Below are 20,015 nucleotides of genomic sequence, written 5' to 3' on the forward strand. Positions count from 1 at the left end.
AGTGAGGCGAAAGCCTAAAACCAGCTTTGCTGAGTCTGTTACAGGGAAGAATCCCACCAAAATGAATTACCCCTGAAAGATTTGGGCAAAGGCCTACAAAATTTTTCAGGGTTTACGAAGGAATGGAAGCAGAGACAAGGCAGTGCCTGGTCTCTACATTGGATCTACTATTGAGATCATCGTGCTCCACCAGGCAGAGATTTGAACGGAGAACTTGAGAGACGTTTTAAGCTCGTTTTTAATAAATCAAGCCGAAACAGATATAAGGTGTAGACAATCACCTTAAAAGCTCTTCCGCAGTTGCAGGCCCGTATAGAAGTTGCGGCCGGGTGCGGCCTGGAAGTAGCGGTTCCCGAAGGCGTTCAAGTCATTCCCCAGGCTGTAATCGCGGTCAGTGGCGTTGTCTACGCCGCCGTACAGGTCCAGGTGCCAGGTCTGCGCAAAGGTGCGCCGGAGACCGGTGCGGGCCCCTAAGATGAAGTAGTCTGGGGCGTACACCGTATTGGCATCGTTCAGCGGGATTTCATCTGAATAGTTGGCGGTGGCGTTGAGGTACAGGCCAAGTCGGCTTTCCACATCCAGGCCGGCCACGGCTACGTGCGGAGCGGTACCGGTGAGGCGATTGCCCGAGAAATCATTCTCGTTCTGCTGGTAGTTCTGGAACCGGAACCGGTTGTAGGTATAAGAACCCCAGAGCCGCAGCAAACGCAACGCATGGTCCGGCGCCTGCACAAGGGCATACCCCAGCGCTACTTCCACCCCTTGCTGTTTCGTAGCCCCGGCGTTCGCGAAGACGGCTACCCCAGAGGGCGTGGTACGGCTCACGATGGTTTCCTGCAGCTTGAAATGGAAAGCGACCACATCATACGTGAACCGCTGGTTGAACAGGCTTCCTCTTACCCCGGCTTCGTAATTAGTGCCGCGCTCGGGCTGCAAGGAAAGGTTGATGCTGGCATCTGAGGGGCGCACCTCGGCCTCAGTGGGCGGCGAGAACCCCGCGCTCACGCTGGCGTGCGCCGATAAAGTGGGCGAGATCACTTTCACCAAACCAACGCGCGGCGAGAACTGCGCGTCAATGTTGCGGGTCTGTTTATACCCCTCGGGGTTAGTGCTGGCATCGGAAACGCGGACCAGATCATACCGAAGCGAATTGAGGCTAGCGCCCAGCGTGAGCAGGAAGTTCGCCGGCAAATCCACCTCGGCCTGGCCGAACACAAAGCCTTCTTTCACGGTCACTTCATCGTCATAGTTCAGGGGACCGGGCGTACCAGCGTTGTTCACGTACTGGCGGGCATTCACAAAACGGCGCTGCCCCTCGGCCCCTAGGGTAAAGCGGGTGGGCAGGCTGCCTATGTCTGTCCGGTAGGTGGTGCGCGTCCGACCGCCGAAGCTCTGGTTCAGGTTGCGTTCATAATCGGTCACGAAGGGGTGGTTGAGGAAGCTGAACACGCCAAACAAGGAAGTGGTGTTGCTCCAGCGGTCATTGAACTGGTAGTTGTGCACAAACCCCAGGTTCAGGCCCTTCAGGTTGAGCGAGGCGTTCTGGTCTTTGTTCAACTGCCGCGCCGCCCGTGGATTAGCGGCAAATTGCTCACGGGTGAGCGCACCGGGAAGCTCGTAGAACAGATCTGAGTACAAAGCATGGAAAGACAAGGTTTGTTTCTGCGACGGGTAAAACTGCCCCGAAAGCAGCAGGGTTTTGCGGTCCATGGCACTTTGCTCGCGGTAGCCGTCCAGGGTCTGGCGGTCAAAGCGCAGCAGCAGGTTTGATTTCTCTGAGGCCACGCTGGCACCAACAAATCCTCTACGCAACCCAAAAGAGCCTACCTGTACCCCTGCCATGACGCTGCTTTCTACCGGACGCACGGTCTCCATCAAGATGGTGCCCCCCGTACCGGCGCCGTACACACTTCCACCCGGCCCTTTGATGACTTCTATGTTCCCGATGATACCAGGGTCCAGCATGTTCAGGGGAATGGTCCCGTTTGCTTCCACCAACGGCACCTCGTTCAGGTAGATTTTTACGTTGCGCACGCCGTACGGGGCCCGCAGCGAACTTCCCCTGATGGAGATGCGGTAACTGGCCGTGGCCCGTTCTTCCATCCGCACGCCGGGCAGGGTATTCAGCGCCGGTACCAGCGTGGTCTGTGAGAACCGCTCCAGGTCACGGGTTGAAAGCAACCCTATGGCGCCGGCGGTCTTCTGCAAGGGTCGGCGGGTTTCGTACCCCCTTACCACCACTTCCTGCAGGTTCACCGCCAGGGGCTCCAGCAGAATCACCAACGGCTTCTTGCTCTGCGGCACTACCAATTTCTGCAGACGGTGGCTGGTTTCGTGCTGGACCAACAGCGTGTCAAAACGAGAGGCCAGCACCATCCTGAACTGCCCGGCGGCATTGGTGAGCACCTGAGCTCCGGTGGCGCCCTCACTCACAGTAACACCTTCCAGCGGCTGCTGAGAACGGGCATCTAACACGCGCCCTTCTACGGTTACCTGCGCCCAAGCCGGGAAAAACGAAAGAAGGAAAACAAAAGCGAAAAGGTATTTCATGGGATTGAATTCAAGGGCAATCAGATGGAGGAAACAGCAAAGGCTGACTGTTTTAGTGCTGTTTTCACGAAATCAGGCTTAGAACAAGGTGCGTACCCTGCCCCGTCTCTGCCGGAGTTGCTTACGGAATCTGGTGCCAGGCGGCGGTACAAACCTATGAAAAACATCTAGCTTTACCCATCCAAGGTTTGGCAACCGCGGATTTGCTACTTGGCCTTTACTAGACACACTCACCGGAAATCATCCAGCCTAGCTGAGTCCCCTTGCTTGTCGTCTTGCTTATTGAACAACCATATGGCTGCGCATGCACTTCATAGGCTGGAAACTATATACTATATTCGGCAGTGCAGTTCCGTTTATCCTACCAACGGTGGGCGTGTAAACGGAGGTTTGGCCCGCATATAGGGTAGATAAACGGAGGAGTTCCGTTTACACGGTAGTTGTGTGAAATATAGATTATGAATAAAGGACTAAGAATCAAAGATTGCCTAATCATTTTATTGGTTACCATACTGATTGCTCCAACAGCCTTGGTGATTTTCAAAACTCTCCCACTTAATGAAGGCTTGGCTGAATTTCTCGGCTATACGATAGGCATGGGTTTATCAGCGGCGTTTGCTATTAGAATCTACAAATAGAAAGCCAACGAATTTAAAGTTGCAATAGGCTCCACCTATATAGAATATGCTCCTTTGGTTGCCCTGTGGCCTATCTTGTTGGTTTTCGGGATTACTTCGCACTTTATGTATTTAATTCCAACACCTGATTTTCTCTCTGGGGCGTTTGAACCTTCAGAAAACAACATAACTTGGCTTTCCCTACTTACTGCTGCACTAATTGCGCCTGTTTTAAAGGAAATTATATTCAGAGGGGTAATCCTGAAAGGGCTGCTTTGCCAGTACAACCCCGCCAAAGCGATAGTGGTTTCCAGCCTTATCTTTGGCTTTGTGCATTTGAATCCTTGGCAGTTCCTTGGAGCCTTTGGAATAGGAATTATTAGTGGCTGGATTTATTGGAGAACAAACAACTTATTACTGCCCATAGTCATGCATATTTCCAACAACCTATTTTTTTCTCTGTTTGGAAAGTATTTCGGCACCTCATATCTAATTGACACCCCGATGCAGCAAGTTTTCGGCAACCAACTCAATCAGTCAATTGCTGTTGGTCTTTCAATTCTTCTGTTTGCAGTAATATGGTATATTTTATCAAGGAGAATGAGATACCAAGAACTAAGAAATACTTCACACAACATTGCGTAAACGGCATCCTCGGCCGACAGCCTCGCAGCCGCTTACACGAGCCCGTTAGCGGTAATATCAAGATGAAAAATATAATTCTAGTTCTCCTGAGTATCATAATTAGTTTCAAAACTGTAAATGCTCAAAACAACTTATCTGATACAGAAAAACTAACAGCAACTGCAAAAATCTGGGGGTTTCTGAAGTATTACCACCCGAATGTTGCCAACGGAAAGTTAGACTGGGACAATCAGTTACTGGTAATCTTACCCTCCATAGAAAAGGCCAGCAGAAAAGAGGAGTTGTCTGGCATCTTTGTAGCATGGATCGAGTCTCTAGGCGGAATTAAGTTGTGCAGAAAATGTCAGACAATTCCTCAATCAGCACAGTTCGATAAAAATTTTGATTTGACTTGGTTTGAAAACAACAAGATATTCACCAAAGAGCTCACGGAAAAACTTAAGTTCATAGAACAAAACAGGTTTCAGGGGAAACCTTTTTATGTAACTACCGAGGGTCGAAGTTCCAGCCTTGTTATCTCGAATGAAAAACCATATGACAACTTCGTCTGGACAAACAGGCCATTACGTCTCCTGTCTTTATTTAGGTACTGGAATATAATCGAGTATTTCTATCCCCACAAGTATCAACTAGACACGAAATGGGATGTGGTTCTCTCCCAGATGCTTCCTAAATTTTCCTCCCCAGCTTCTGAATTAGCGTACCACTTGACCATGCTGGAGCTTGTGGTAAAGATTGATGACAGTCATGGCTACTTTACAACCGATGTACTAAATGAGCATTTCGGTTTAAAACAAATTCCAGCGGCTTTCAGAATCATTGATGATCAGATTATAATAACGGGCATTTATGACAATGCACTGGCCAACTTAAATGACATAAAGGTAGGGGACGTCATAAGCAAAGTGGAAGGTGTTGAAGTAGCTGAGGTATTGAAGCAGAATCTAAATTATTGTAATGGATCAAACTATCAGTCCAAACTAAAACATGCTACTGTCAAAATCCTAAATGGCTCTTCGGACAGTGTCAACGTTGAAATTACGAGGGGTGGGAAAACCAAGGACCGAAAGCTAGCAAGGTACTCATTTGACCAATTTAAGTATGGTACTAATCAAAAATCGTGGAAGGTTCTTCAAGATAACATTGGTTATATTAAACTGGGAATCATTAATGAGAAAGAACTTGCTGATGCCCTTAATAGTCTGGTAAGCGCCAAAGCCATCATTATAGATCTGAGAGGTTACCCTAAAGAATTTTATGGTTACCATTTCAGGGACTTTCTGGGGGTGAGAAACGCAGAAACGAATAAAGTAGCAAAGCCTGATTTTAGGTTTCCTGGTAAGTTTATTTTATCCAATCATACTATAGTTTCTAAAGGGGACCCCAAGTTCACAGGTGAAGTTCTAGTTCTTGTTGACGAATACACGCAAAGCAGGGCCGAATATACCGCCATGTGGCTACAGAATGGATACCATGTAAAAACGGTAGGCAGCCAAACAGCAGGAGCAGGCGGAACGATGGTTCCCCAGGAGTTTGTAGGAGGTTACAAGTCCTACTTTACGAGTAGTGCCATCTTCTATCCAAACATGGCCCCGATACAAAGAAAGGGTGTGAAAATCGATATTGAAATCAAACCAACCCTTCAAGGGACTGTTGATGGCAAAGATGAAATACTTGAACGGGCTATTGAATTGGCGACTAAAAATAAATAAATACTGTTGCCAACAACGTGTAAACGTCAGCAGCGGCCGACGGCCTCGCCGTCGTTTCCACAAGTACGTTAGCACTAATTATAAATAGAAAAACTGCATATGAAAAAGAATCCAGTATTTGAAAAACTGGTGTCCTGTATAGTGAACAATAAAAGCCAAGAATTTTCAGTAATATTAGAGAAGGACCCAACCGACTTAAACTTTAAAGACGGAAAAGGATGGACACTCTTGCATTATGCCGCTCAATACTTAGCGGTTGAAATTGGTCAGACGCTTTTATCAAGAGGTGCCGACATAAATGCTAAAGACAACTTTGGGAATAACGTTTTATGGAGAGCAGCCTTCTCTTCAAACGGAAGAGGTGAATTCATTCAGTTGCTTTTGCATAACAGAGCCGACAGATACGAGAAAAACAATAGTGGAATAAGCCCTGAAGAGTTAGCCAATACCATAAGCAACTATAATGTCAGGCAATTTTTTTAAAATAACAGGTGCTAACATTTTGTAAACGCCAGCTGTCGACGGCTCGCCGTCACTTACACCAACCGTTACCTGCAAGGCTTAAACCATAGCATCCCCGCTAATGACAAAACTATTTATTCAGCAAAATATAGAATATGGCGTCACTTCAACATACTTCAGTAAGACAACGAGAGATAACTGAAGTTTTTTTGAACGAATTGGACAAAAACCTATTCGAACTTATCAATGGTACAACCGAAAAAATGGTTGAAATCAATGAAATCGCAGATGCGTTGCATATTCACCCGCGTCATTTAACAAACACAGTTAAATTAGTTACTGGTAAGAGCCCCTGTGATTTATTTGAAGGCAAAATATTGGTTGCAGCCAAGCAAATGATTGTGGATGATAAAATGAACATCTCCTCTATTGCAAATTTACTTACCTACGACCCCTCAAACTTTACTAAATTTTTCAAGCGGTTTACAGGAAAAACGCCCAAACAGTTTCGGGAGGAAACTCTAAACCAAAAAACTGAACACCTCACCATTTAATCTGAACACTTCACCATTTTCCTACCTGTACCCAGTTATAATTTTGCAGGATACATAACGAAAATATGAAGATGCAAGAAATTATTATCGGAAAGGGGACTGAGAACCCATTGGTAGCTAGAAAACCAGGTTACGGAACAATGCGTTTGACGGGACAAGATTTTTTTGGTGAACCAGCCGACCGAAACGAAGCAGTAAAATTATTAAGAAGAGCCGCTGAGCTAGGAGTTAATTTTTTTGACACTGCCGATTTTTATGGTCCTGGCGTCACCAACAAATTATTGGCAGATGCTTTTTACCCGTATTCACCAGACCTTATTATTGCAACAAAAGTTGGCAGTATCCGCGGAAAAGATAAAAGTTGGCAACCTTATAGCAAACCCGAGGAATTAAGGAGAAGTATTGACAATAACCTTAAAGAACTGAGATTAGAACAACTTCCACTTGTTCACCTGGGGAAATCAGCAGGCAGTCCCGAGACGTATGATGAGGCACTGGGCGCAGTACTTGAACTCCAAAAAGAAGGGAAAATCCTGCATTTAGGATTGACGAATATTACAGTAGAGCAATTTAGATTTGCCACAAGCAAAGCCGAAATTGCAACGGTTGAGAATTTATACAGCTATGCCCAGAGAACCACTGACCCCAACAGTCCTTTTGGTTTTCAGGGAGGTGAAGTATTGGAACTTTGCGAACAAAAGGGAATTCCGTTTATTCCATTTTTCTCGTTGCAAACTTCACTTCCTGTAGAACAGCAAAAACTGAAGCAGGTTGCAGATGCTCATGCTATTACTGTTGCTCAGCTGAATATCGCTTGGCTCTTGCACAAATCAGAATGGATTTTACCAATTCCCGGGACAACCTCTATCAAACACCTGGAAGAGAATATTGCCGCAACTTTGATTACGCTTTCCCTAGGAGAAATGGATTTTCTTGGGTAAGTTCTTAGCACATTACCAAAGCCCTGCAGGTAACATGGATTTGGCGTTATAGGGAGGTTGAAGAATAAAGGCTCAAGTATCGTACTTGAATTTATCTTTAAAAATGAATGGGCTGAAGTTCCCTGATTTACCCTACAACTCCAAGCTCTAAACCGTTAGCAGGCATAAAATAATAGAATGAAAAAGTCACTTCATTTTGCTGCCTTGATTCTAATAGTTTTTTCCTGTAACAGCAGGATAGACACAGTTCAGGAACCACAACTGCCATCATTTACTGTAAACGGAAAAGAGTACCTTAATATTACCAAATCCAGATATTACCCAGCCTTTGAAAAAAGGCCGCTCAAAGAATTTGAGAAAGCCGATGGTAGAATCATTTTAGGTTCATCCGACGGGTTTATATTAGTTACTGCCAAAATCTGGATTGTAGACTCCATGTTTAAGAATTTGGCAGAAAAAGAAAATTTGAAATACTCCAAAACTTTTTTCCTTGACACTACAAACAAAGTATCTCCCTTTGACTTTACCAATGGCTTTGAAGTAAAGTCTATTTCGGGTGACACAGCTTATTTTCATTTAACAACTAAAAAACTTCAATTCACTGAAAAAGAAATTAAAGAGAGGTGGAGAATGAAAATTAATTGCCATTTTGAAGATAAAAATGGTCTTTCAGTTGACACTTTCTTCGTCAGTAGATTCAATGCTGATTGGATGAAATAGAAATAATGATCGCCAACATGGTGGAAAAGGTAGCCTTGGCCGACGGCCTTGCTCGTTGTTTATACTAACCATGTGGGGCCTAGATAGAAATGAAAAATTTAATTCTTTTGGTACTAATACTTTCTCCCTGGGCTGTGAGCCTTGGGCAGGTGAGTGGCTTTGAGTTCAGTCCCCAAGAGTTAAAAGGGCTACAGCTAATTACTTCTAACCACACTAATTACTCCTCTCCCTCTGATAGCACCAACAGCAGGACAGTCTATGAAATTACCCCTTCAGGTAAAGTCACTAGGAGCGACACTTATGAGAATGGGGTAAAGGTACATTGGGAAAAGAACAGGTACGGCAAAGAGGGGCGGCTTGAATCCACAGAATCACACGGGCGAATTTATTCATATGATGAAAAGGTACAGGACCATGTCCCAGCTTTGCTTGACGACTTTTATCATCTCACCACCTATGAATATAAGCAAGACCGACTTTACAGAGTAAGAAGCAGCAATTTTGCCTGGGGCTCAGGCACCTTGGACACGGAGAAAACATATGAGTATGATAAAATCGGCCGCAAAATAAAAGAGACCATCACATACCTACACGTTGGGCTGGAAGCATCATTCGCCAGGAATACGGCTACCTTGGACTCTATCTACTATAAGGGAGCGGCAGATAGGATAGTAACTAAATTCCGCCACAGCAGAGATTCGATAATTGAGACCCGATTTGATAAGGAAGGGAATGTGGAAGGATATACCCACAGCAAAATAAATAGTAGAGGGCAGGTTGAAGAATGGGAAATGACAGACAAAAACGGGTCCAAGGTAATGAGGGGTGTGAATTTTTATAATAAGGCAGGTAAGATAATAAGAAGTAAGAGCACTACTATAGATATTTCAAAATCAAAGGGAGACACAATGGCAGGTGACGAGTTTGTATACAAGTATAACTCCGCTGGTAAGCTAACAAGCAAAACTGTCTTTTCTGAAAACAGAAGGATCTCAATAGAAACCATTACCTACAAATAACTACATCTCACAACATTGTGCATAAGCCATGCTATTACCGATGGCCTCGCACGCCTAATGCACGAGGCCGTTTGCAGGCAACTAACATAAAAATGGAAATTTTAGAAAGGCTAAAATCTTTAAACAAACCAGTTCCTAAATCGCCCGCACTACCAGTAGAAGAGGACGTGAAAAATGCAGAAGAAAAGTTTGGAGTAAAGTTTCCGCCTTCTTACGTGGAATACCAACTTGAATATTCAGACATCTTCTTCGGGACTTTTGAGCCTTACCGACTTATTGAGGACGGCAGCTACTTGGATTTAATAAAAGCCGTTAGCGAAGCAAGAGAATACGGGCTACCAGAAAACCTACTGCCTTTTTTGGAAGACAATGGAGATTACTATCGTTTCGACTTAAATTCAGAAGCACCAGAATATATTGTCAGATATTGGACGCACAATGGTACAACCGACGAGAAATGGGAAAACTTTCTGGATTGGGTTGAGAGATGTTGGATTGAAGAGCAAGTGTAAAAAAGAAAAAAGGCTGCCAACAACACCTAACCGGCAGCCTTCGGCCGACGGCTTCGCTCGTCGTTTAGCTTAGTACGCTTATCAGTAATCTCATAAATCAAACGCGGACTTCATATGACAAAATCTGTTCCGGTAGTACTTATGATTTTGATCTCATCTTGCGTTTCTTACCACGTAACAGATGAGGGTGGTTACAGAGTGGACAACCCGAAGGTTTTCAAATACAATAGACCAAAGTACAATGGGCTGGATAAGGGGGCAATTGACACTACAGCCATTTACTTCCTTGACAGCACAAATAGAAAGCATCCGGAAGGCTGGAAAAAACGTGATCAATTTTGCAGGTTTTTCTCAGGAGGGCAGGTGGTTTTCATTTCAAGTGAAGGAATGCCTGATGCCAAACTGATTAATAATGCAGAAAAGGGAACGCCTGGGTATTACTTTATAGAGGGCGACAGAATCAGAATTGATCTGTTCCAAGATCTAAATGGCGGACAGACCGGAAAATACTTTGGCAAAGTTCAAGGCAACGGAGACATCATGTTCTACGAACAAAGACCGGAGACGTATTACGGTTCGTTTAGAGGACTTGAAAGAGACGGACAAAAATCATTTTGGAAAAGAATTAGAGTAGACCATATTACTCCCTACAAACCAAATTGGTGATCTGTAATTAAGGCCATAATAGTCTAAAACAAACGCCATCACGCCTTAAAGTTTGGTCCATTTATAGTCCAAATAGTTTACAGCATCACTAAATTCAACAAAAGAAATAGCAGAGACCTCACGCACTGGAAGCACCACTACCAGCTACAATCTTGCCGCAGCCCACAAAAAACCGTTACCTTCAATAATTAGAAAAACAGCCCTAAAACCCGCGCCATAGGTATTCGGCCACACACCGCCGAAGGAAGTCTTGTTCAGGAAAGCATACATCAATAACCATTTACCTAACCCGTATGATGAAACAACTATTGATTACCGTCCTTTTCTTTGGTGCTTTTTTGAATGTGTCTGCGCAGAATGACAACTACCGCAAAGAGTTGCTCAACCTGGCAGATGTCTCCCGGCTTCCTTTGTACCGCTCAGGCAATATGGAGCAGTTATCCAGCTATGACCGCACCGGGGGCAATGATGATGGCTTCTCGGGGAAATACTCAGCCATCAGGAAAGAACCCGAAGGGCTGGTCTTGGCCGATCTGAAAGGTCCCGGCGTAGTGAACCGCATCTGGACGCCCACCCCCGAGGCAGACACCGTGAAATTCTACTTTGACGGGGAAAAGAAGCCCCGAATCAGCATTCCGTTTATCAATCTTTTCAACGGGAAACAATTCCCATTTGTGGCGCCGCTCTCGGGCAGCCAGTTAGGTGGGTTCTACTGCTACCTGCCCATCCCCTATGAGAAATCACTGAAGATCGTTTACACGGGCAAGAACCTGCGCTTCCATCAGTTGCAGTACCGCACCCTGGAGAAGAAAGAGAGAATGGGCTCGTTCTCCACGGCTCTGGTAAACCAGCAGAAAGATGCCTTGGAGAAAATTGCGGCTGCCTGGGGCAGGCAAGCCTCGCCGCTCCAACTGTACGGAAACAAAGTAAAATCCCAGAAGGTCAATGTGGTTCTGAAGAAGGGCGCCGAGGCCTCTCTCTTTGCCCTGAAGCAAGGCGGGCGCATAGTGGGCATAGAACTTGGCGCCGGAAGCGACCTGCTGCAGGCCTACCACAAAGTGCTGCTGACGGCCCGTTGGGACAATGAGCCAAAGAACGCGCTGGAGTTGCCCCTGCACAATTTCTTCGGGTTTGCGTTCGGGAAACCGGCCATGCAATCCATGCTTCTGGGCTCTGACCGAAACAAGCTGTACTCGTACCTGCCCATGCCCGTGGACGCATCAGCGGAACTGCGTTTGAAGTACGACAAAGGAACAACCGGTGACCCTGAGGAAATCCTCCTCTCAGGCACTGTCTACTACACAGAGGACAAAAGGAACCCCGCTACTGAAGGCAAACTGTATGCGCAGGCCAGAAGACAGTACAACATACCGCAGGCCGTTCCGCACCTGATTGCCAACGTAAAAGGTAGAGGGCATTACATTGGTACCATTCTGCAGACCCAGGGCCTGGAAGAAGGCAGCACCTATTATTTTGAGGGCGATGACCGCGCCTTTATTGACGGCAAGCTGAAACTGCACGGCACTGGCTCTGAAGACTACTTCAACGGTGGTTGGTATGCGGTTACCGATAAATGGGACAAGGGCTTGAGCCTGCCCATCCACGGGGCTTTGGCCTATGACCTCATGACCTCACGCACCGGCGGCTACCGCTTCTACCTTGCCGATAAGCTGAACTTCCAGGACTCGCTCCGGCTCACGATAGAGCACCAGCCCGAAGCCAAAATCAACGTCAAAACAGATTACACCTCCGTGGGCTTGTTCTACGCCGACCAGCCCCAGTTTGAGAACTCCGAGATCAGGATAGACGACCAAATCACCAGGCTTCCGCAGCGCCATAAATTAACTCCCCAGGGCATGGTGTATTCGCTTTACTGGCTGGCCACCGCCGACTACCAGGAGCCTTCCATCGTATTCGGGCTGAAGCCCTCTGATTCCTGGACCGCCAAGATTGACATAGACGCCGTTCCGGTGGTGCAGGTGTCGTTGCAGGGTTTGGACAATGGCCGGTACAAGGTGTATGTAGAGCACGGCAAAACCGAGCAGGCCAGTCCGTTCAGCGTGTGGCAGCGGTCTTCCCAAGTTTCCGGCTGGATTCCTACGGATGTTGAGATGCCCAAAGAAGGCGGGAAAACCGTCTATGCCGGAGAGATTGAAATCACCGATGACCTGAAAACCATCACTCTGCGCAAAAGACCGGCAGACCTCGCCTCGGTGCGCGTTTTCAGCTTCCTTTTTGAGAAAATAGAGGAAAAGAAGCCGTAGTGCAGTAACTGGTTTCCGAAAGCACTTCAGAGTAGTTATAAACAAACTGTACAAAATCCTGTTACAGAAAGAAGCGTGCGGAATTTACTGGCTCGGTTTATCTCAGTACAGATCTTATCGTTCTCAAACTTCACCCGTATACCCCGAAGCTCCTCGTATTTCTCATCCCAGGTAAACCTCTACCCTCAGAGTTGCCCCTTACCGCCTTGAGAAAAGATCACCTGCCGCCCTGTGCCTGGCAAAAGGCTTTTATCGTTTGCATAAACCTTAACCCGTTCTCATGATTACATCCACCACTTTTTACGGCTTGCTGGTATTTAGTCTGAAGTTAATGACCTTTATGGGGTTCACTTCTTCAGACACCAACTGGAAAAACCGGAAAACCATTTCAGACAAAGGCACCTACAGAGGTGCCATTTTTTTTGTCCAGCATGGCAGCCTTCCGGGCGCTGACCAATTGGGATACAAGCCTATTGAGGCAAATCCAACAGGCCTTTTAGAACCAGAACTAAACCAAGAACAGGATGTAATGACAAGTTCAGTAACAGCCATCTTAACGCGGGGGCCTTATTTGCAAATGGGCAATAAAACAGCCGTCACCCTGCGCTGGAGAACAGACCTACCCACCAATTCTGTTGTACAGGTTGGCACCACCTATGGCGTGTATACCCTTTCTGCTACGGATCCGGTTCTCACCACCAAACACGAGGTCAGGATCAAGGGGTTGACCGCAGACTCAAAATACTTTTACAGATTTGGCAGCTCTACGCAGGTATTGCAGAGCGGCAGAAGCAACTATTTCAGAACCGCTCCCGGAGACAATACCATCCGGAAGATAAGGATTGCCGTGCTGGGTGATTGCGGGGAAAATGAAAACGGGAACCGATCTGGCTCCCTAAGCTCCTATCTCAATTACACCAAAACAAACCCCGCGGAGCTTTTGCTCATCCTGGGAGACAACGCCTACCCCGGCGGCAGTGACGGCGACTATAAAAGGGAGTTTTTTGCCCCTTATGGCGAAAACATCCTCAAAAACCACATCCTGTTTCCGGCCATAGGCAACCACGAATACCAATCTGTCGGCTCACTGACTGGCCGGGACAGAGGCGGCTACTACACCAACTTCTCCATGCCCACCGCGGGAGAGTGCGGCGGGGTACCCTCAGGCACCAAGGCCTTTTACTCTTTTGATTGGGGCAACGCACACTTCATCAGCCTGGACTCCTACGGGCGAGAAGCCGCTGATTATACCAAACTCTATGACACACTGGGGGTGCAGGTGCAGTGGCTGAAGAAAGATCTGCAGGCTAACCGCAAGAAGTGGGTCATTGTGTACTGGCACCATCCGCCCTTTTCAAAGGGGAGCCACAACTCAGACGTTGATGAAGAGCTGAAAAGACTGAGGGGGAACTTCATTCGTATTCTGGAGCGCCATGGGGTGGACCTGGTGCTCACCGGCCACAGCCATAACTACGAGCGTTCTTATTTGCTGAACAACTACTACGGATCTGAGGCCAGTTTCAGCCTGCTTACCCACGCCAAAAGCAGTTCCAGCGCCAAGTATGACGGCAGCATCAATTCTTGCCCTTACATCACAACCTCTGGCAAGCGAAACCGCGGAACGGTGTATGTGGTGGCTGGTTCCTCGGGGGCATCTGGCGGGGTGCAATATGGCTATCCGCACAACGCCTTGCCTTTTGCAGTCAATGACGGCGGCATGTTCTACCTGGAGATTGAAGCCAACCGCCTGGACGGCAAGATGCTGCGCAAGGACGGCACCGTCTTCGATAAATTCACCATCATGCATGATGTAAATAAAACCTTGACCAGGAATATCTCGCCAGGTACCGCCACCAAACTCTCCGCCTCTTGGATAGGCACCTACAGATGGTCTACCGGTGCCACCACCCGCAGCATCACGGTAAGTCCACAGTATGCGACCACTTACAGAGTAACTGATGGCAAAAAATGCCTAACAGATGTATTCAAGGTAAACACCGGCCTAATCGCCGGCATCACCAGTGCTGCCGAAAGCATCCATAGTCCTATGCTGGAAGTATATCCCAGCCCTGCCAGACGCGGCACCGTCATCACGGTTAAGTCAAATAGCCCAGAAACCACGGAGGCGTATGTTTTAGATATCGGCGGGCACATCCTGTCTACCTTCCAGTTTACCGGCACCGGCGAAATTGACACCAAGAACCTGCCCAGTGGCATGTATATCCTTAGCTTATCTGAGGAGGGCCAGCTCAAGAAATATAAGTTTGTGGTGGTAGATTGATTTGAGCCTCCATCAGGCTAAAGAAGCAAAAAGCGTTTTAGCTGTCTTCTCTTAAAACGATCCCAGAAACTAATGTTTCTGGGATCGTTTTGTTTGTTGCCGGAGGTAGCCTTTTTATATTTTATAGCACACAGCCAATGTCGTATATTCGGCAGTACTGTTTCGGTTAGCCTTACATGTAGTTTGGGCAGTTTGAATAGACTCGTCTAGCCGGTATTTAGGTAACATAAAAAATGAAAATAAAACTACTAATTATCCTCGCTCTTCTTAGTCTCCCAAAAGCTTACTCACAAGAAATATCTAAGGAAGAAATCCTTAAGTATGGAATCGAAACAATAACAGCTGTGGATGAAGATGGGAAGCAGTTGATTAAGTTTTTCAATGCAAAGGGAGACATCATAAAAGCAGGTGAAGTAGAGAAAAGTGGCACCCTAACTATCAACGAGGAATACCGATATATTGGCTTTGGCCAGCTCGATGAAATAATAAAATTTGATACCGACGGCAGAATTCACTCAATAATAAAACACCAATACAATGCACAAGGGCAATTGGTAAAAGCCGAGCTCTTAGATGATGGCAAAGTTGATGTCACTTGGACATACACTTATGACACAGCTGGGAACAGAATAAAAGAAACAGAAGACTCAAACACCTCAGGCAATTATGTGACAGTTTTCAAGTATGAAAACAATTCTCTATTGATTGAAGAAGACAAGTCAAATGATACTATAGGTAAGGAGGAGAAGGTCAGCTACAAGTATAATGACCGTAAGCAGTTGATTGAGAAGAGAACCAAGGACTACTTTAGTGGAACCACCTTAACTCAGACTTACCAGTACAATGAAGAGGGCAAAATAAAACAGCTTAAAGACAAATCTTCAAATGGTGTTTCAATGGTGATAACCTATACTTACGATGAGAAAGGTCTTTTAATTAGTGACAGTTGGAAAGGTTCATTGAGCAAAGAAGCCTATACTACTTTTTACATAGTTAATAAGAAGTAGAAAATGAAAGGATATTCGGGACTGATCTTAAGTTTTCTGTTTTCATGTTTAAGCCAGGCGGAGCATACATCTTCAATGGAGTTTAATATTTCTAAGCACACCTATTAACGGCAAGCAAATACTGGAACCCAAACCAACAAACTAATGAATAAAATCATCTACGCTTTACTATTCATTTTCATCATTACTTCTTCCTTTCAGAAACCACCTGTTGGCAAGAAGCCTTCTGTCATCATAGACAAAACGGTGAAAGCAAGGATTGATGAGGCCTTGAGAAGTTTTGTGGATTCAGGCAGAGTGGCAGGCGCATCGGCGCTGATCTTTGAGAAGAACAAAGAGGTGTACCATAATGCTTTTGGGTTTGCTGACCGGGAGGCCAAAACGCCCATGGACCGGAATACCATTGTGCGCATCTATTCCATGACCAAGCCAGTGACCGGGGTAGCGCTTATGAAACTCTATGAGAAAGGTGCTTTCCAACTGGATGACCCGCTTTCAAAATACGTCCCGGAGGTTGCGAACATGAAAGTGTACAAGGGCGTGGATGCCTCGGGCAATCTGATTCTGGAGCCGCTCAAACGCCCTATTACTGTCCGGGACATTACCCGCCATACGGCAGGGTTCGCGTCTGCCACCGATCTTCCGGGTTTAAGCGAATTGGTGCAGCAGGCGGATCTCTCTAACCCCAACCACACGCTGGAGCAGATGGTGAAAAAGCTGGCCAGCCTGCCGCTCCTGTTTCAGCCCGGCGAGCAGTGGTCGTACGGGCCGTCGGTAGACGTGCAGGCCTATCTGGTGGAGCGCCTCTCGGGTAAGCCTTTTGCCCAGTACCTGCAGGAAAACATCTTTACGCCGCTGGGCATGACTAACACCCGCTACGTGGTGCCGGAAAATGACAAAAGTAGGTTTGCCGCTACCTACCGCAAAGCCGAAGACGGTCAACTGACCCGTGTTCCAGACCTAGACAACCTCTTCAACACCAAAGATTTCGCCTTGAAACCGGGAGGCTGGGGCCTCACCTCTACCCTGGATGATTACATGAAGTTCGCCCGCATGCTGGTGAACAAGGGCACCCTGGGCAAAGCCAGAATCCTGAAACCCGAAACCGTTAAACTGATGGCCACGAACCAGTTGTCAGACAGTGTGACGCAGCGCATGTGGCTGCCCAGCAAAGGCCAGGTGGGTTTCGGGATTGACTTCGCGGTACGTTTGCATCCGCCGGCTTCTAAAGAGGAAAACAACGGCGCCGTAGGTGAGTTCTTCTGGGATGGCGCGGCCAGCACTTTGTTCTGGGTAGACCCGGCCAATGACCTTACCGCTGTTTTGTTCGTGCAGGTATTTCCCTTCGACGGCCAAGTGCATAAGCGTTTCCGCGATGCCGTTTATGGCTCGTTTCAGGTAAAGTAATGCTAAAACGAAAGCACCCGCACTGTTCACGCAATCACGCTGCGGGCATGGTTCTTCCACGGTTTCTCAACCTTTAAACGCTGCCAAACAGAGAAGTCTCACTTTGTCTTGGGCAGCAGAAACTTATCCAAGATCTGTAGCAAAGGGCTATCTAAAATGGTGTTATATTTATAGGAAATAGTCTTCCTCTATCTTTCCTATGTTGCTACTTTACGGTCTCAGGGTTTTGCGCTTTTCTCTGGTTTTGATAGCGGTTTCGCTGCTTTCGTTTGCGGCCTCGGGCAGGCAAAACAGGGCGAAAATAGCGGTAGAGATAGAACAGTCCATGCGCACGAAGTTACTGAACGTGTGGTATCCCAGGAGCCTAGACCAGCAGCATGGAGGCTTTCTGAGTTCGTTCACCTATGACTGGCAGCCCACCGGTTCGCAGGACAAGATGATTGTGACCCAGGCGCGCCATACCTGGTCCAACGCCATCGCCTCGCAGCTTTACCCCAAAGAAGCGCATTACAAAACCGGCGCCCGCCACGGCTTCGCTTTTCTCCGCGATGTCATCTGGGACAAGAAGAACGGAGGCTTCCATACGCTGGTAAACCGGGAAGGCCAGGTTATCCGCCGCGGTATTGCGGAGAAGGAAGCCTACGGAAATGCCTTTGCGCTGTATGCCCTGTCTGCGTACTACAAAGCTACCCGTGACAAGGAGGCGCTGGCTCTGGCGCAGGAAACGTTTCGGTGGTTGGAGAAGCACAGCCATGATCCAGTCCATAAAGGCTATTTTCAACACTTGAAACTGGACGGAACGCCTATTGTACGCCCAGATACCATCTCCTCCACGGCAGACCTGGGCTACAAAGACCAGAACACCTCCATCCATTTACTGGAGGCTTTCACCGAACTCTACCAAATCTGGCCCGACCCACTGGTGCGGGACCGATTGCAGGAAATGCTACTCCTCATCCGCGACAAGATTACCACGCCGCAGGGGTACATGGTATTGTTTTTCCAACCCAACTGGACGCCCGGCTCTTTCCGGGACACCGATAAAGAAACCATCCTGCGGCACCGCTACCTGGACCATGTTTCGTTCGGCCATGATGTGGAAACCGCTTACCTCATGCTGGAGGCCTCGCACGTGCTGGGCCTTAAAAACGACACCACCACGCTGCGGGTAGCCAAACGCATGGTAGACCATGCGCTGCGCAATGGTTGGGACACGGAGAAAGGCGGCTTCTATGACGAAGGGTATTACTTCAAAGGAGATCCCAAAATAACCATCACCAAAGACAGCAAGAACTGGTGGGCCCAGGCCGAGGGCCTCAACACGCTCCTGCTCATGGCCGACCTCTTCCCTCAAGACCAGATGCAGTACTACCAGAAATTTGAGACGCTCTGGCGCTATATCAACACGTACCTCATTGACCAGGAACACGGCGGCTGGTACGCGGGCGGACTGGACAAGGAGCCCCAGCAGAAGACGGCTCTCAAAGGCCATATCTGGAAAGGCAACTACCACCAACTTCGGGCCATGGCTAATTGCATGGAGCGTTTAAGGGCCAAAAAATGAAAAACAGCCTCAAAACAGAAATAGCGATACTACCTGTATGAGAAAAACCTTCCTCTTTTCTTTCCTGATTTTCAGTCTGCAATGCCTGGGCCAGGGCTTCGCGCCGGTGAACCCCAATGCCACGCCCGAGGCCAAAAAGCTGCTCGCCTACCTGTACCAGATCAACGGTAAGCACCTTTTGTCTGGGCAGCACAACTACAACGAGACGCCCAACAAGTTCTCGGAAATGGTGGTGGCCCGCACCGGGAAACAGCCTGCTATCTGGGGAACCGATTTCATCTGGCGCGGCACCCAGGACCCCGGCGCTGAAATCGTGAAAGAGGCCATCCAGAAACACCAGCAGGGGCACATCGTGACGCTGATGTGGCACGCCGGTCGGCCCATTGACACGCCGCCTTTCCGCTGGAAGGAAAGCATCCAGGGCGAACTCACCGACCAGCAGTGGAAAGAACTCACAACTCCCGGCTCGGCCCTGCACAAGGTATGGCTGGCGCAGGTAGACCAAACCGCCGAGTACCTGAAGCAATTGCAGGCCGCTAACGTGCCGGTGCTTTGGCGCCCTTACCACGAGATGAACGGCGTCTGGTTCTGGTGGGGCGACAAGAAAGGCAAAGACGGCTACCAGAAACTCTGGACCATGCTCTATGACCGCTACACCAATCACCACAAACTCAACAACCTGCTCTGGGTTTGGAACGCCAACGCCCCGCGGGACATCCCCAAAGACGAGGCCTTCGCCTACCACCTCTTCTACCCTGGCGCCAAATACGTGGATATTCTGGCCACCGATGTCTACAACTTCGATTACGAGCAGAAAGACTACAACGAGCTCCTGGCCTTGGCCAAAGGCAAACTGATCACGCTGGGCGAGGTAGGTGAACTCCCCAAACCCGAGATCCTGCAGGCACAGCCCAAGTGGTCTTGGTTCATGGTTTGGGCCAACTGGATTGAAACCCACAACACCCCAGAGCGGGTGAAAGAAGTTTACAACCTGCCCCAGACCCTGACTTTGGATGAACTAGCAGCTACCAAAAAGTAAGCCTAAGGATTCACTCTCTGGACGAGAACGAATACCTTCGCCTTGGTGAAAGCCT

General features: G+C 47.8%; 16 protein-coding genes. 15 read left to right on the forward strand and 1 reads right to left on the reverse strand.

The annotated features are described in order from the left end of the window. Positions 1-282: 282 nt before the first annotated feature. The gene (locus FOA19_RS04950; protein WP_149089657.1) at positions 283-2,550 is read right to left on the reverse strand and encodes a TonB-dependent receptor; all 2,268 of its coding nucleotides are present in this window, start codon (positions 2,548-2,550) and stop codon (positions 283-285) included. Positions 2,551-3,293: 743 nt separating this feature from the next. On the opposite strand from FOA19_RS04950, the gene FOA19_RS04955 reads away from it, so the two are divergent. The 15 genes from FOA19_RS04955 (at position 3,294) to FOA19_RS05025 (ending at position 19,960) form a co-directional block, all read left to right on the forward strand. Next, entirely contained in the window at positions 3,294-3,812 is a 519-nt protein-coding gene (locus FOA19_RS04955; RefSeq protein WP_149089658.1) for a CPBP family intramembrane glutamic endopeptidase, read from the forward strand. A gap of 62 nt (positions 3,813-3,874) precedes the next feature. Then, entirely contained in the window at positions 3,875-5,524 is a 1,650-nt protein-coding gene (locus FOA19_RS04960) for a S41 family peptidase (RefSeq protein WP_190300286.1), read from the forward strand. A 99-nt stretch (positions 5,525-5,623) separates the two neighbouring features. Next, positions 5,624-6,007 carry an ankyrin repeat domain-containing protein gene (locus FOA19_RS04965; RefSeq protein WP_149089660.1) on the forward strand — a complete coding sequence of 128 codons (384 nt, stop codon included), beginning with the start codon at positions 5,624-5,626 and terminating at the stop codon, positions 6,005-6,007. A gap of 134 nt (positions 6,008-6,141) precedes the next feature. Further along, a complete protein-coding gene (locus FOA19_RS04970; RefSeq protein WP_149089661.1) occupies positions 6,142-6,540 on the forward strand; it encodes a helix-turn-helix domain-containing protein in 399 nt (132 codons plus the stop codon). Positions 6,541-6,605: 65 nt separating this feature from the next. After that, on the forward strand, positions 6,606-7,481 hold the full coding sequence (locus FOA19_RS04975; protein WP_149089662.1) for an aldo/keto reductase: 876 nt from the start codon (positions 6,606-6,608) through the stop codon (positions 7,479-7,481). 177 nt (positions 7,482-7,658) lie between these two features. Next, on the forward strand, positions 7,659-8,201 hold the full coding sequence (locus FOA19_RS04980) for a hypothetical protein (protein WP_149089663.1): 543 nt from the start codon (positions 7,659-7,661) through the stop codon (positions 8,199-8,201). 89 nt (positions 8,202-8,290) lie between these two features. Further along, complete coding sequence (locus tag FOA19_RS04985; RefSeq protein ID WP_149089664.1) at positions 8,291-9,220, forward strand: hypothetical protein; 930 nt, start codon at positions 8,291-8,293, stop codon at positions 9,218-9,220. Between the two features lie 92 nt (positions 9,221-9,312). Further along, positions 9,313-9,732, forward strand: coding sequence for an SMI1/KNR4 family protein (locus FOA19_RS04990; RefSeq protein WP_149089665.1), 420 nt, complete (start codon positions 9,313-9,315; stop codon positions 9,730-9,732). 114 nt (positions 9,733-9,846) lie between these two features. After that, positions 9,847-10,398, forward strand: coding sequence for a hypothetical protein (locus tag FOA19_RS04995; protein WP_149089666.1), 552 nt, complete (start codon positions 9,847-9,849; stop codon positions 10,396-10,398). 293 nt (positions 10,399-10,691) lie between these two features. Beyond that, entirely contained in the window at positions 10,692-12,662 is a 1,971-nt protein-coding gene (locus FOA19_RS05000; protein WP_149089667.1) for a glycoside hydrolase family 172 protein, read from the forward strand. A 280-nt stretch (positions 12,663-12,942) separates the two neighbouring features. Further along, complete coding sequence (locus FOA19_RS05005) at positions 12,943-14,943, forward strand: metallophosphoesterase (protein ID WP_149089668.1); 2,001 nt, start codon at positions 12,943-12,945, stop codon at positions 14,941-14,943. A gap of 233 nt (positions 14,944-15,176) precedes the next feature. Further along, complete coding sequence (locus tag FOA19_RS05010; RefSeq protein ID WP_149089669.1) at positions 15,177-15,950, forward strand: RHS repeat domain-containing protein; 774 nt, start codon at positions 15,177-15,179, stop codon at positions 15,948-15,950. Positions 15,951-16,094: 144 nt separating this feature from the next. Continuing rightward, on the forward strand, positions 16,095-17,357 hold the full coding sequence (locus FOA19_RS05015; protein ID WP_149089670.1) for a serine hydrolase domain-containing protein: 1,263 nt from the start codon (positions 16,095-16,097) through the stop codon (positions 17,355-17,357). A gap of 199 nt (positions 17,358-17,556) precedes the next feature. Next, positions 17,557-18,921, forward strand: a complete 1,365-nt coding sequence (locus FOA19_RS05020; protein WP_149089671.1) for an AGE family epimerase/isomerase — start codon at positions 17,557-17,559, stop codon at positions 18,919-18,921. A gap of 37 nt (positions 18,922-18,958) precedes the next feature. Beyond that, positions 18,959-19,960, forward strand: coding sequence for a glycosyl hydrolase (locus FOA19_RS05025; protein ID WP_149089672.1), 1,002 nt, complete (start codon positions 18,959-18,961; stop codon positions 19,958-19,960). Positions 19,961-20,015: the final 55 nt, after the last annotated feature.

This window comes from Rufibacter hautae (genome assembly GCF_008271695.1).
GTDB lineage: Bacteria > Bacteroidota > Bacteroidia > Cytophagales > Hymenobacteraceae > Nibribacter > Nibribacter hautae.

Bases quoted from the DNA above. Each gene is read 5' to 3' on its own strand.
- FOA19_RS04950 (WP_149089657.1), bottom strand. From the start codon at position 2,550: ATGAAATACCTTTTCGCTTTTGTTTTCCTTCTTTCGTTTTTCCCGGCT.
- FOA19_RS04975 (WP_149089662.1), top strand. From the start codon at position 6,606: ATGAAGATGCAAGAAATTATTATCGGAAAGGGGACTGAGAACCCATTG.
- FOA19_RS04960 (WP_190300286.1), top strand. From the start codon at position 3,875: ATGAAAAATATAATTCTAGTTCTCCTGAGTATCATAATTAGTTTCAAA.
- FOA19_RS04965 (WP_149089660.1), top strand. From the start codon at position 5,624: ATGAAAAAGAATCCAGTATTTGAAAAACTGGTGTCCTGTATAGTGAAC.
- FOA19_RS04985 (WP_149089664.1), top strand. From the start codon at position 8,291: ATGAAAAATTTAATTCTTTTGGTACTAATACTTTCTCCCTGGGCTGTG.
- FOA19_RS05005 (WP_149089668.1), top strand. From the start codon at position 12,943: ATGATTACATCCACCACTTTTTACGGCTTGCTGGTATTTAGTCTGAAG.
- FOA19_RS04990 (WP_149089665.1), top strand. From the start codon at position 9,313: ATGGAAATTTTAGAAAGGCTAAAATCTTTAAACAAACCAGTTCCTAAA.
- FOA19_RS05010 (WP_149089669.1), top strand. From the start codon at position 15,177: ATGAAAATAAAACTACTAATTATCCTCGCTCTTCTTAGTCTCCCAAAA.
- FOA19_RS04995 (WP_149089666.1), top strand. From the start codon at position 9,847: ATGACAAAATCTGTTCCGGTAGTACTTATGATTTTGATCTCATCTTGC.
- FOA19_RS05025 (WP_149089672.1), top strand. From the start codon at position 18,959: ATGAGAAAAACCTTCCTCTTTTCTTTCCTGATTTTCAGTCTGCAATGC.
- FOA19_RS05000 (WP_149089667.1), top strand. From the start codon at position 10,692: ATGATGAAACAACTATTGATTACCGTCCTTTTCTTTGGTGCTTTTTTG.
- FOA19_RS05020 (WP_149089671.1), top strand. From the start codon at position 17,557: ATGTTGCTACTTTACGGTCTCAGGGTTTTGCGCTTTTCTCTGGTTTTG.
- FOA19_RS04955 (WP_149089658.1), top strand. From the start codon at position 3,294: ATGTATTTAATTCCAACACCTGATTTTCTCTCTGGGGCGTTTGAACCT.
- FOA19_RS04980 (WP_149089663.1), top strand. From the start codon at position 7,659: ATGAAAAAGTCACTTCATTTTGCTGCCTTGATTCTAATAGTTTTTTCC.
- FOA19_RS04970 (WP_149089661.1), top strand. From the start codon at position 6,142: ATGGCGTCACTTCAACATACTTCAGTAAGACAACGAGAGATAACTGAA.
- FOA19_RS05015 (WP_149089670.1), top strand. From the start codon at position 16,095: ATGAATAAAATCATCTACGCTTTACTATTCATTTTCATCATTACTTCT.